The organism is Actinophytocola sp. NPDC049390 (assembly GCF_044466355.1).
Lineage (GTDB): Bacteria > Actinomycetota > Actinomycetes > Mycobacteriales > Pseudonocardiaceae > Actinophytocola.
In genome coordinates this window covers 98,415-110,119 of sequence record NZ_JBITMQ010000004.1, presented here as the reverse complement: position 1 = coordinate 110,119, position 11,705 = coordinate 98,415, and the positions used below count along the sequence as shown (strand labels likewise).

Annotated in this window: 11 protein-coding genes; 5 read left to right on the top strand and 6 right to left on the bottom strand. The window is 69.6% G+C overall.

The genetic code is table 11. The features are described from left to right. Positions 1 to 69: 69 nt before the first annotated feature. Together ACIBVP_RS14270 and ACIBVP_RS14265 are read left to right on the top strand one after the other, a co-directional pair. A complete protein-coding gene (locus ACIBVP_RS14270) occupies positions 70 to 1,248 on the top strand; it encodes a homogentisate 1,2-dioxygenase (RefSeq protein WP_396106546.1) in 1,179 nt (392 codons plus the stop codon). A 69-nt stretch (positions 1,249 to 1,317) separates the two neighbouring features. Then, on the top strand, positions 1,318 to 3,552 hold the full coding sequence (locus ACIBVP_RS14265) for a PQQ-dependent sugar dehydrogenase (RefSeq protein WP_396106545.1): 2,235 nt from the start codon (positions 1,318 to 1,320) through the stop codon (positions 3,550 to 3,552). 3 nt (positions 3,553 to 3,555) lie between these two features. Here the strand turns inward: ACIBVP_RS14265 and ACIBVP_RS14260 are convergent, their stop codons facing one another. Then, positions 3,556 to 4,185 (bottom strand): LysE family translocator, encoded by a 630-nt coding sequence (locus tag ACIBVP_RS14260; protein WP_396106544.1) that lies wholly within the window; start codon positions 4,183 to 4,185, stop codon positions 3,556 to 3,558. 74 nt (positions 4,186 to 4,259) lie between these two features. On the opposite strand from ACIBVP_RS14260, the gene ACIBVP_RS14255 reads away from it, so the two are divergent. After that, positions 4,260 to 5,036: a DUF2470 domain-containing protein gene (locus tag ACIBVP_RS14255; protein ID WP_396106543.1), complete on the top strand. Its 777-nt coding sequence runs from the start codon at positions 4,260 to 4,262 to the stop codon at positions 5,034 to 5,036. Here the strand turns inward: ACIBVP_RS14255 and ACIBVP_RS14250 are convergent. After that, positions 5,019 to 5,267 carry a helix-turn-helix domain-containing protein gene (locus tag ACIBVP_RS14250; RefSeq protein WP_396106542.1) on the bottom strand — a complete coding sequence of 83 codons (249 nt, stop codon included), beginning with the start codon at positions 5,265 to 5,267 and terminating at the stop codon, positions 5,019 to 5,021. The two genes, ACIBVP_RS14255 and ACIBVP_RS14250, sit on opposite strands and share 18 nt — an antisense overlap. Positions 5,268 to 5,321: 54 nt before the next feature. Here ACIBVP_RS14250 and map point away from each other — a divergent pair, with 54 nt between their 5' ends. Continuing rightward, on the top strand, positions 5,322 to 6,089 hold the full coding sequence (map, locus tag ACIBVP_RS14245) for a type I methionyl aminopeptidase (protein ID WP_396106541.1): 768 nt from the start codon (positions 5,322 to 5,324) through the stop codon (positions 6,087 to 6,089). A 515-nt stretch (positions 6,090 to 6,604) separates the two neighbouring features. On the opposite strand, the gene ACIBVP_RS14240 is transcribed toward map, so the two are convergent. From ACIBVP_RS14240 to ACIBVP_RS14230, 3 genes are read right to left on the bottom strand one after another with little or no spacing between them, the layout of a single operon-like run. After that, entirely contained in the window at positions 6,605 to 7,111 is a 507-nt protein-coding gene (locus ACIBVP_RS14240) for an O-acetyl-ADP-ribose deacetylase (protein WP_396106540.1), read from the bottom strand. Then, a complete protein-coding gene (ligD, locus tag ACIBVP_RS14235) occupies positions 7,108 to 9,516 on the bottom strand; it encodes a DNA ligase D (RefSeq protein WP_396106539.1) in 2,409 nt (802 codons plus the stop codon). Before ligD ends, ACIBVP_RS14240 begins: the two co-directional genes overlap by 4 nt. Positions 9,517 to 9,540: 24 nt before the next feature. Then, on the bottom strand, positions 9,541 to 10,341 hold the full coding sequence (locus tag ACIBVP_RS14230; protein WP_396106538.1) for a CPBP family intramembrane glutamic endopeptidase: 801 nt from the start codon (positions 10,339 to 10,341) through the stop codon (positions 9,541 to 9,543). Between the two features lie 35 nt (positions 10,342 to 10,376). Here ACIBVP_RS14230 and ACIBVP_RS14225 point away from each other — a divergent pair, with 35 nt between their 5' ends. Then, complete coding sequence (locus tag ACIBVP_RS14225) at positions 10,377 to 10,835, top strand: PPOX class F420-dependent oxidoreductase (RefSeq protein ID WP_396106537.1); 459 nt, start codon at positions 10,377 to 10,379, stop codon at positions 10,833 to 10,835. On the opposite strand, the gene ACIBVP_RS14220 is transcribed toward ACIBVP_RS14225, so the two are convergent. Continuing rightward, entirely contained in the window at positions 10,832 to 11,689 is an 858-nt protein-coding gene (locus tag ACIBVP_RS14220; protein WP_396106536.1) for a hypothetical protein, read from the bottom strand. The genes ACIBVP_RS14225 and ACIBVP_RS14220 overlap by 4 nt on opposite strands. Between the last annotated feature and the right edge of the window lie 16 nt (positions 11,690 to 11,705).

Sequence of the window (11,705 nt, the reverse complement as noted above, 5' to 3'; positions counted from 1 at the left end):
GCTGACACGCTAGTAGCGTATCGGCAACTGAACAAAGATGTCCGACTATCGGACGTTTCGGAGAGGCCCATGCCTTACTACCGCAGCGTCGGGGAGATCCCCCGAAAGAGGCACACACAGTTCCGCTCACCAGACGGCAGCCTGTACGCCGAGGAGCTGATGGGCGTGGAGGGCTTCTCTTCCGACTCGGCTCTCCTCTACCACCGCCACCTGCCGACGGCGATCGTGAACGCCGAGGTCGTGGCCGACTTCCGCGGCCAGCTGACCCCCAACCACCCGTTGAAGCCACGGCACTTCCGGACCCAGGACCTGAAGGCGGAAGGACAGCGCGAGGCCGACGCGGTGACCGGCCGCCGGACCCTGTTCGGCAACAACGACCTGACGATCGCGTTCGCCATCGCGTCCGCACCGAGCCCGCTGTACCGCAACGCGGCCGGTGACGAGCTGCTGTACGTCCAGGCCGGCGCCGCCACGATCGAGACCATCTACGGCGCGCTCGAGGTCACGGACGGCGACTACGTCGTGCTGCCGACCTCCACCACGTACCGCGTGCTCCCCCACGGCGAGACGCGTCTGTACGTCATCGAGGCGACCGGCCACATCGGCCCGCCCAAGCGGTACCTGTCGACGAAGGGCCAGTTCCTGGAGCACGCGCCGTACTGCGAGCGCGACCAGCGCGGCCCGGCCGAGCCACTGCTCGCGGACGGCACCGACGTGCCCGTGCTGGTCCGCCACCGCGCGGGCCTCACCCGGTTCACCTACGCCAACCACCCGTTCGATGTCGTCGGCTGGGACGGCTGCCTCTACCCGTGGGTGTTCAACATCCGCGACTTCGAGCCGATCACGGGTCGCGTGCACCAGCCACCGCCCGTGCACCAGACGTTCGAGGGCCCGAACTTCGTGGTCTGCTCGTTCTGCCCGCGCAAGGTCGACTACCACCCGCTGTCGATCCCGGTGCCCTACAACCACGCGAACGTCGACTCCGACGAGCTGATGTTCTACGTCGGCGGGAACTACGAGGCGCGCAAAGGCTCCGGCATCGACATCGGTTCGCTGTCGCTGCACCCGTCTGGCTTCACCCATGGCCCCCAACCGGGTGCCGCGGAGGCGTCCATTGGTGCGGACTATTTCGACGAAACCGCGGTCATGGTGGACACGTTCCGGCCGCTGGACCTCGGCGAGGCGGCCATGACCTGCGAGGACCCCGCTTACGCGTGGTCGTGGTCGGGGCGCGGCCCGGGCAGCTGACCCTGGTGAAACGGGACGGCCGCACGGGCCGACTCTCCTGGCAGCGAACTGCCTGGATTGGGGGAGCCCGTGCGTACCCGCCTTACCTCAGCGCGCCCGAAAACAGCTCTGGTCGCCGCGGCAGGCCTCCTCGCCGGGGTGCTGACCACGCTCACGTCCGCCACGAACGCGGTCGCCGCGGTGCCCACCGGGTTCACCGACACGGCCGTGATCAGCGGCCTGTCCTCGCCGACGAACGCGGTGTTCGCGCCGGACGGCCGGGTGTTCGTGAGCGAGAAGAGCGGCCTGGTCAAGACGTTCGACTCGCTCGCCGACACCACCGCGACGATCACCGCGGACCTGCGCACGCAGACGCAGGACTTCTGGGACCGGGGCCTGCTCGGCCTCGCGCTCGACCCGGCCTATCCCACGCGGCCGTACCTGTACGTCCTGTACACCTACGACGCCGTACCGGGTGGCACGGCGCCCCAGTGGGGTGACCAGTGCCCCACCCCACCGGGCGCCACCGACCAGGGCTGTGTCGTCACCGGCCGCCTGTCGCGGCTGACCGTCGGCACGGACGGCGTCGCGACCGGCGGCGAGCAGGTGCTGCTCACCGACTGGTGCCAGCAGTACCCGTCGCACTCGATCGGCACGGTCGCGTTCGGCCCGGACGGCGACCTGTACGTGGGCGGCGGTGACGGCGCGAGCTTCAACTTCGCCGACTGGGGTCAGCGCGGGAACCCGTGCGCCGACCCGCCGAGCCCGGCCGGGGTGAACCTGGCACCACCGGACGCCCGCGGTGGCGCGCTGCGGTCGCAGTCGCCGCGACGCCCGGCCGGTGAGCCGGTGACGCTGGACGGCACGATCACCCGCGTCGACCCGGACACCGGGGCCACGCAGATCGTCGCGTACGGCCTGCGCAACCAGTTCCGCTTCGCGTTCCGCCCGGGCACCAGCGAGATCTGGGCGGGTGACGTCGGCTGGAACACGTGGGAGGAGATCAACCGGATCACGAACGTCTCCGACGCGACGGTCGAGAACTTCGGCTGGCCGTGCTACGAGGGCACCGGCCGCCAGTCCGGCTACGACGGCGCGAACCTGACGATGTGCGAGTCGCTGTACAGCGTCGGGCAGACCGCCCCGTACTACGCCTACAACCACAGCGCGTCGGTCGCCAGTGGCGACGGCTGCCCGACCGGCGGCTCGTCGATCGCGGGCGTCGCGTTCGAGACGACCAGCAACTACCCGGCGGCCTACGACGGCGCCCTGTTCTTCGCGGACAGCTCGCGTGGCTGTATCTGGGCCATGCGGCGCGGCGCGGACGGCCTGCCGAACCCGGCGACGATCGTGCCGTTCGTGACCGGCGTGAACGCGCCGGTGCAGGTGCTGACCGGCCCCGGCGGCGACCTGTACTACGTGGCACTGGGCGCTGGTCAGCTGCGCCGTGTGAGCTACCCGGCGGGCACGAACCAGGCGCCCACGGCGGTGGCCACGGCCAACCCGACGTCCGGCACCGCGCCGCTGACCGTGCAGTTCACCGGTTCGGGCTCGACGGACCCGGAGGGCGGCGCGCTGACCTACGCGTGGGACCTCGACGGCGACGGCGCGTACGACGACTCGACCGCCGCGAACCCGAGCTACACCTACCTGACGCAGGCGTCGGTCACGGCACGGCTGCGGGTCACCGACCCCGGCGGCCTGACCGGCACGGCGTCGGTGGTGATCACGGTCGGGAACCCGCCGTCGAACTCGCCGGTCGTGACCATCGACAACCCGACCGCGTCGACGCAGTGGAGCGTCGGCCAGACCGTCCCGTTCGCGGGCCGGGCGGCCGACGCGCAGGACGGCACGCTGCCCGCGTCCGCGTTGTCGTGGCAGCTCACGTTGCAGCACTGCACGTCGTCGACCAACTGCCACGCCCACAACGTCCAGTCGTGGGACGGGATCGCGTCCGGCAGCTTCGTCGCGCCGGACCACGAGTACCCGTCGTTCCTGGACCTGACGCTGCGGGCGACCGACTCGGACGGCAACACGACGGCCCAGACCGTGCGGCTGAACCCGCGCACGGTGGCGCTGACGTTCACGTCCAGCCCGAGCGGCGCGCGGCTGGTGGTGGGCACGGTCGAGCAGGTCACGCCGTTCACGCGGACCGTGATCGTGGGCTCGAACAACTCGGTCAGCGCGCCGAGCCCGCAACGCCTCACGTTCGGCCTGCGGTTCCGGTTCTCGAGCTGGTCGGACGGCGGGGCGCAGAGCCACAACATCATCGCCCCCGCGACCGCGACGACCTACCGGGCGAACTTCCGGCTGTGCCTGTGCTGACCCCTACTGGCTGACCGCGATGCGCACACCGATCCCGACCAGCAGGGTGCCCATCACCGCGTCGATCGTCCGCCGGACCTTCGACGTGGTGAGGAACCGCCGCAGCACGGTGACCACGTTCGACAGGACCGTGAACCAGACGAGCGTGGTCACCGCGGCGACGGCGGCGAGGATCGACGTGTCGACGACGGTGGCGTCGTGCGGCAGGAACTGCGGCCACAGCGCGAGAAAGAAGACCGCGACCTTCGGGTTGAACAGGTTGGTGAGCAGGCCCTGGCGGTAGGCGACGAACGCGCCGCGCCGGGTCCGCTCGGCCTCCGGCTCCTTCGTCTGCTCGTAACCGCCGCGACGCGCGGCGAGCAGCGACTGAACGCCGAGCAGCACGAGGTAGGCCGCGCCGACGAGCTTGACCACGGTGAACGCGACCGCGGACGCGGCGAGCAGCCCGGCGATGCCGACGGACGTCACGACCGCCCAGGCCAGCACCCCGGACGCGATGCCCGCCGCGCACGCCATGCCCGCGCGACGGCCACCGGACAGGACGCTGCGGAGCACGATGACGAAGTCGGGTCCGGGCGACATGGCGGCGAGGAGGATGACGCCCGCGAGGGCGAGGGCCTGGGGCACGGTCACCGCGCCAGGCTACCGACGCCGTCGATTGTCGTTCCAGAGCAAGTTAGGTTACCCTAACCGCGGGGAGGTGCTCCTTGACCGATCGACCGCCGACGCCGAGTCCGGGCGAACGCGCCAGGACCATCGCCGCGCGTGGCCCGGCGACGCTGCTGCCACCCATGCGGTCACTGCCGCCGACCGGCGCGGTGGCCGACCGCGTGACGCCCTTGCTCCACCACGTGCACGAGGACGGCGTCGTGTCGGTGCTACTGCCGGACGACCACCAGCTGCCGACGGCTCTCGCGAACGGTGTGCTCACGTCGATGGTCGAGGTCGTCGACATGGCGCCGGTGCCGCTGCGGGAGTCCGTGCGCGGACTGCTGTGGATCACCGGTCAGCTGTCGGCGCTGCCACTGCCCGCCGCGCGCGGGGTGGCGCTGACGATCGCGGCGCAGCGCCCCGATCCCCGCCTTCTGGACCTCGGCCACGGGGCCACTCTCCTGCGGCTCACGCCGGTGTCGATGGTGATCGCGGACGCCGACGGCACCCACCCGGTCACGCAGTCGACGTTCGCGGCGGCCGACCCGGACCCGTTCTGCCACGAGGAGGCGGGCTGGCTACGACACCTCGAGCTGTCGCACACCGAGGTCGTGCACACACTGCGCCGCCACCTGCCGGAGCCCTTGAAGGGCGGACACCTGCGGCCGCTGGGCCTGGACCGCTACGGCCTGCGCCTGCGGGTGGAGGACATCGACGGCGACCACGACATCCGGCTGGCGTTCTCACGGCCCATCACGACGCTGCAAGAATTGTCGGACGAACTGCGCAGGATGGTCGGCTGCCCGTTCCTGGCGCTACAGCACGGGGTCTAGCCGCAGGTCGAGGGCGTCGAGCGACACGTCGACGGCCCGCGCGATGGCAACCACGGTGAAGAACGCGGGCGTGGGGATCCGCCCGGTCTCGATCTTGCGCAGGGTCTCGACGGAGATCCCGGCCTGCGCGGCGACCTCGACTATCGAACGGTCACCACGCGCCGCCCGCAGGATCTCGCCGAGACGAAGGCCACGTTCCCGGTCCTGCTCACTCAACGGGGGTCGCACCATGGCTCCAATACTAATCCCGTGATAGAAATACCGGGATAGTTATTGGGAGGACTCATGGTGGAACTGAAGACCCGGGCGGAGCTCGAGGTCATGCGCGAGGCCGGCCGGGTAGTCGGAACCGCGCTACAGGCATGCCGAGCCGCGGCCGCGGTAGGGGTGTCGCTGCTGGAGCTGGACGACGTGGCGGCGGGCGTGCTGGCGGACTTCGGCGCGACGTCGAGTTTCCAGCACTACCACCCGCATTTCGCCCCGACCCCGTTCCCACGCGTCATGATCACGTCCGTGAACGACGTGATCGTCCACGGCATCCCGACGACCTACCGCCTGCGCGACGGCGACCTGCTGAGCATCGACTTCGGCGCGTGCCTGAACGGCTTCCACGGCGACGCGGCCATGTCGTTCGTGGTGGGCACGGCGGCCCCCGCGGACCTGGCACTGATCGAGACAGCGGAGAAGGCCCTGGCGGCGGGCATAGACGCAGCACGCGTAGGCGCCCGCATGGGCGACATCTCCCACGCGGTGGGCAAGATCGGCCGCGCGGCGGGCTACGGCATCCCGGAGGACTTCGGCGGCCACGGCGTAGGACGGCGCATGCACGAGGACCCATCGGTCCCGAACGAGGGCAAACCCGGCCGAGGCCTCCGGCTACGCGAGGGCCTGGTACTGGCAATCGAGCCGATGTTCATGGCAGGCGGCCAGGACAAGTACACAATCGACGACGACGGCTGGTCCCTACGCACAGTGGACGGCAGCCAAGCCGCACACGTAGAACACACGGTGGCAATCACAGCCGACGGCCCAGTAATCCTGACCGCACCGTGACCCCCCAGGCCAGGCGACGAGCGTTCCCCTAACGGCCACGGAGGCGGGCGTCCCGAAATCGTCTTTTTCAGGACACTCCCAGCGACCCAACCCCGTGCACAAGCCGGGCGCAGCCCACAAAGACGGCCTGCCTGCCCTCCCGTCGACCTGGCGAAGCCCGATCACACCGGGTCAAGGGGCCAACAAAAAGCACGCCACGCCCGAAACACCGGCCCCTTGACGCGGTGTGATAGCCCGGAGGGAGGTCGACGGGAGGGCAGGCAGACCCATCCTTGCCAAATCTCAGCAGGCCCGAATCGTGAGGCCCCCTCCCCGAGATCAGCCCGTCCGGCGAGGACACCACCCCACGCACGACAGCACCAAAACCCCCGCTGACCAGCGAAAACAAGCCCCCAGTACGTAACCTCAACCCCCACCCGATCCCGGGGGCCACCCGCCATGCCAGCCTACCGGCACCCACCGACAAAACCCGGGCGCGACGGGAAACTGTGGATAACCCACCCACCTGTGGACAACTACAACTGTGCGCTGAAAGCTCCGTACGCGTCGTCGTCGAAGAGAACAAACCGAACCAGCGTCAACGAACTGTCCCGCAGCTCCTCTTTCACCGTAGCCACGGCGATCTCCGCCGCTGACTCCACCGGCCAACGGTAGACACCGGTCGAGATGGCCGGAAAGGCCACAGTGGACGCCCCCAGTTCCGCCGCCACCCGCAACGAGTTGCGATGGCAGTCGGCCAGCAGCGACGAGCGGTCCTCCGACGATGACCACACCGGACCGACCGTGTGGATCACCCACCGCGCAGGCAGTCGCCCCGCCGTCGTCGCGACCGCCTGGCCCGTCGGGAGGCCACCGCCGTACTTGCTCGCCCTCAGCGCCCGGCACTCGGCCAGGATTTCCTCGCCGCCCTTGCGGTGGATGGCGCCGTCGACGCCACCGCCTCCGAGCAGGGACGAGTTCGCCGCGTTCACCACGGCGTCCACCCGCTGTTCGGTGATGTCGCCGCGGACGGTCTCGATCATGGCAGCTCCGGAAGTTTCGGACGTTTCCTCACCAGCAGCGGTTTCAGCAGGTCACCGAACTCCTCCACGCGGGTCAGGACGTTCTTCGCCGTGAAGGTCAGATCGTTCGGGTGGCGGCAGTTCGCCACCTCGTCCCACGTGATCGGAGTCGACGCCGTCGGGTTTTCCCGCCCGCGCAACGAGTACGGCGCGATCGTCGTCTTGTAGCGGTTGTTCTGGCTCCAGTCGATGAACACCTTGCGCGGCCGCAGGTCCTTCGCCATCCGGGCCACGATCAGCTTCGGGTGCTCACCCGCCAGGTGTTCGGCCACCGCCTTCGCGTACTCCGACGTCTTCTCCACCGCCGTCGTCGTGATCGGGGCGTACAACTGCATCCCCTTGTTGCCACTGGTTTTCGCGTACGCCTTCAGACCGTGTTCGGCCAGCACGGTCCGGAGTTCCAGCGCCACCTCGCAGCACTCGACGATCGTCGCGGGCGGGCCCGGGTCCAGGTCGAACACCAGCAGGTCGGGGGTCTGCCGGTCACCGGCGGCGTCCACCCGCCACTGCGGGATGTGGAGTTCCAGCGCCGCCATGTTCGCCGACCACACCAGGCTCGGCAGATCGTCGAGCACCACGAAGTCCAGCGTCTCGTTTCCCTTGGTGCTTCCCGGCGTCTCGATCCGCACCTTCCGCAGCCACTCCGGCGCGTGCCGTGCCGCGTTCTTCTCGAAGAACGGCTGGCCCAGCACGCCGTCCGGCCACCTGCGCAGCGTCACCGGGCGGTCTTTCAGGTGTGGCAACAGAAACGGTGCGACGCGGCTGTAGTAGTCGATCACCTGCGCCTTGCTGAAGCCGGGATACAACGGTTTGTCCAGGTTGGACAGACGGAGGCGTTTTCCTCCCACCTCGACGAGAACGTTCTGCGGCTGCGGCTCCTCGGGTTCGTCGTCGGTCCACGGCGGTCCGTCGTCGGGTTCCGTGCCGGGTGCCGCCTCCGGTTCCAGGTCCGCGGCGTCCTTGTCCGAGCGCAGGCCCCGCCACGACGGCGCCCGCAGGCGGCCGTCCGGTGTCCAGTTGCGGAACTCCACCTCGCCGACCAGTTCGGGTGTGACCCACGTGGCGCCCTTCGCCCGTTCTCGTGGCACCTCGTTGAAGAACGGGTTCTCCTTGCGCACCAACGGTTTCAGCCGATCGTGCAGCGCGGCGAGGGCCTCGTCGGTGAAGCCGGTGCCCACCTGACCGACGTAGCGCAGACCGGCGTCCGTCGGCACGCCCAGCATCAGCGAGCCGATCGAGCCCGCGCGCCTGCCCTCCCCCGGACGCCAGCCACCGACCAGCACCTCCAACGTCAGGACCTCGGTGATCTTCACCCAGTCGGCGGTCCGGCGGCCGGGGTAGTACCGCGAGGACAGGCGTTTCGCGATCACCCCTTCCAGCTGCTGGTCACCGGCCGTCTCCACGACCGCGGCACCATCGCCGGTGAAGGACGGTGACAGGTGCCAGTTCGGGCCACGCAGTTCCAGCCGTTCCAGCAGCGCGCGGCGCTCGGCTAGCGGGAGGTCCACGCACGACTTCCCGTCCAGGTGCAGCACGTCGAAGATCAGGTACGTCACCGGCACGGAGTTCGCGAGGCTGCGCGCCTGCCGGTCGTTCTGGACGTGCATCCGCTGCTGCAGCGCCGGGAAGCTGGGCTTGCCGTCCCGCAACGCCACGATCTCGCCGTCCAGCCAGACCTGCGTCGCCCCGAGTTCCTCGCCGAGCGGCCGCAGCTCGGGGTACGTGACCGTGATGTCGTTGCCCTTGCGGGAATGCAGCCGCAGCCGACCGCCCTCGACGCGGGCGAGTGCGCGGACGCCGTCCCACTTGAACTCGTAGGACCAGTCGGACTCGTCCTCCGGCAGCGTGCCCGGTGACGCCAGCATCGGCTCCACCAGCTCAGGCAGCCGCTCGAAACCGGCCTGTAGCGGTGGTTCGGAACGGCGGACCATCCAGTCCTTGGAGTCCTTGCCGCTGCGGAAGAACGTGTACCGCCCCTTGGCCCGCTCGCCGTCGAAGATCACCGCGACCTCGCGGTCGGACCACTTCAGCGTCTCGTACCGGCCGCGGTCCCAGATGAACATCCGCCCGCCGCCGTACTCACCCTTCGGAATCTCCCCGGAGAACGTCGCGTACTCCATCGGGTGGTCTTCGGTGTGCACGGCCAACCGGATGTCACCGGGCACGTCCGGCAACCCGCGCGGCACCGCCCACGACACGAGCACACCGTCGCGTTCCAGCCGCACGTCCCAGTGCAGCCGGGTGGCGTGGTGCTCCTGGATGACGAACGTGTCGTTGTTGCCGGTCGGCAGCGCCCCCTCGCCGGGAACGGGCTCAGGGGTCTTCGCGGCGTCCCGTTTCCTGCGGTACTCCTCGAGGCCGGCCATGCCCCTATTCGTACCCGGGAAACGTCACGGCAGCCAGGAGACGCGACCACGCAGGACCGCGTACCCCATGAAGGCGACGAAGTCGATCAGGAAGTGCGCCAGCACCAGCGCCCACAGCCGGTTGGTCTTCTGCCACACCCGGCCGTACACCAGGCCCATGATCACGTTGCCGACGAACCCGCCGAAGCCCTGGTAGAGGTGGTAAGCGCCGCGCAGCACGGCCGAGACCAGCAGCGACGTGTTCTCCCGCAACCCGAGCTGGCGCAGCCGCGTGATCAGGTAGCCGACGACCAGCACCTCCTCGGCCCACGCGTTGCCGAACGCCGACAGCGGCAGCGTGAGGAACTGCCACCAGTGGTCCAGCGCGGTCGGCACGACGGTCAGGTTGGCGCCGACGGCCCGCGCGATCAGGTAGAACCCGAGGCCGGGCACGCCGATCAGCGCGGCGAGACCAGCGCCGCCGCCGAGGTCACGCAGGAAACGTCCGCGTGCGAGGCCGACCTGCCGCAGCTGGATGCCCGCGCGCCACAGCAGGTAGAGGCCGAGCACACCCCACGCGAACAGCTGCGTCGCGGACAGCACCTGACGGAGGAAGTCGAGCAGCTCGTTGGTGGCCTGCGAGACGTTCAGCGCCACCGCCTGGTCGGCCAGCCGCTCCTCGCGCAACAGCGAGTCGATGAGCGACAGCAGGCTGCGCAGCGCGGAGAGCCCCAGCGTGATGGCGAAGACGATCACCAGCTCGACGACGATCCCGCGTCGCTCGCGGGCGTCGGTGACCGGTGCGGGGAAGGCCGGGGGCGGCGGGTTCAGCCAGTCGCGGAGCACGGCCGCACGCTACCGGCAGACGTAGGGTGGTGTCCGTGCCAAAGATCGCAACGGCCGAGATGGTCGAACGAGCAGCGCTGAACGACTTCATCCGCCCGCGCCACCAGGCCGTGCTGGTGACCACGCGGTCCGACGGCAGCCCGCAGATGTCGCCGGTGACGTGCGGGCTGGACGGCGAGGGCCGCATCGTGATCTCGAGCTACCCGCGGCGGGCCAAGTCCCGCAACGCCCGACGCGACCCGAAGGTGTCGGTGCTGGTCCTGTCCGACGAGTTCAACGACGCGTACGTGCAGGTCGACGGCACCGCGGAGGTGCTGGACCTGCCGGACGCGCTGGAGCCGCTGGTCGAGTACTTCCGCGTGATCTCCGGCGAGCACCCGGACTGGGACGAGTACCGCGAGGCGATGACGAGGCAGGGCAAGTGCCTGATCCGCGTCACCATCGACCGCTGGGGCCCGGTCGCGACCGGCGGCTTCCCACCGGAACTGGGCTAGGCGAACAGCTCGTCGACGGTCGAGACCGTCACGGCCCGGCGCACCCAGGTCTCGAGCTGGTCGAGATCCGTGCACCGCATGATCCGCTCGCGAGCGCCGTCCGGCACGGTAATGCCACGCACCTCGAGAACCCCCAGCACCGCCCTGGCCTCGCCCTCGGCGCGGCCTTGGCCGTAGTAGCGGCGGGCGAAGTCGCTCTTGTACTCCCAGGTTCCAGTGCTCATCAGTTCCTCCAGACGAGCTCGTGCCGCTGCTGGAAGCGTCATGAGCACAAGGTCAGTGTACAAGTTTGCTTGGTCATCAGAGAGCGCTCGCAGACCGGCCATGAACGCGGACAGGACCTTGTCTCCATCGGTTCCGGCGCCATGGGCCATGGCCGAGAGCACCGCCAGCTCCGGTTTGCCGACCGCCTCCTCAGGGTCGGTGAGTACCGGCACCCGGTCGGGAGCGATGACCACCGGACGCAACGCCCAGTCCGGATGCCCCAGGTCGATGGGCGCGGCACACCAGGTCGCCGTCGCGCTGTCCGGGCACACCACCAGCAGCACGACCGGTACCCGAAGGCGAGCGCGGAGCGTCGTCAGGTACACCGGCCAGGACCAGCGTTTGGCCGGGTCCCGCCCCAGCTGCACCTCGACGACGACCGCGCCGACCTGCACGTCACCGCTGGTCAGCACGATGACCGTGTCCGCCCGGTACTCAGTGGGCGTCAGATCGGTCAGGTCACTCGATCCCACACTCGCGTGCGCGTACGACGGCATCGCCACGCCGAGTTGACCGCACAGCAACTCGGCGGCGAGCGCCGGACGCTGCCGGAACAGCTCGATCAGGGCTTCGTGAACGTGGGAGGGCACCAACGCATATTACCGA

What these genes read in the sequence shown, in the direction of transcription:
- ligD (WP_396106539.1), bottom strand. Translation starts at nt 9,516, where the DNA reads ATGGCCGGCCTCGAGGAGTACCGCAGGAAACGGGACGCCGCGAAGACC.
- ACIBVP_RS14250 (WP_396106542.1), bottom strand. Translation starts at nt 5,267, where the DNA reads ATGGTGCGACCCCCGTTGAGTGAGCAGGACCGGGAACGTGGCCTTCGT.
- map (WP_396106541.1), top strand. Translation starts at nt 5,322, where the DNA reads ATGGTGGAACTGAAGACCCGGGCGGAGCTCGAGGTCATGCGCGAGGCC.
- ACIBVP_RS14240 (WP_396106540.1), bottom strand. Translation starts at nt 7,111, where the DNA reads ATGATCGAGACCGTCCGCGGCGACATCACCGAACAGCGGGTGGACGCC.
- ACIBVP_RS14270 (WP_396106546.1), top strand. Translation starts at nt 70, where the DNA reads ATGCCTTACTACCGCAGCGTCGGGGAGATCCCCCGAAAGAGGCACACA.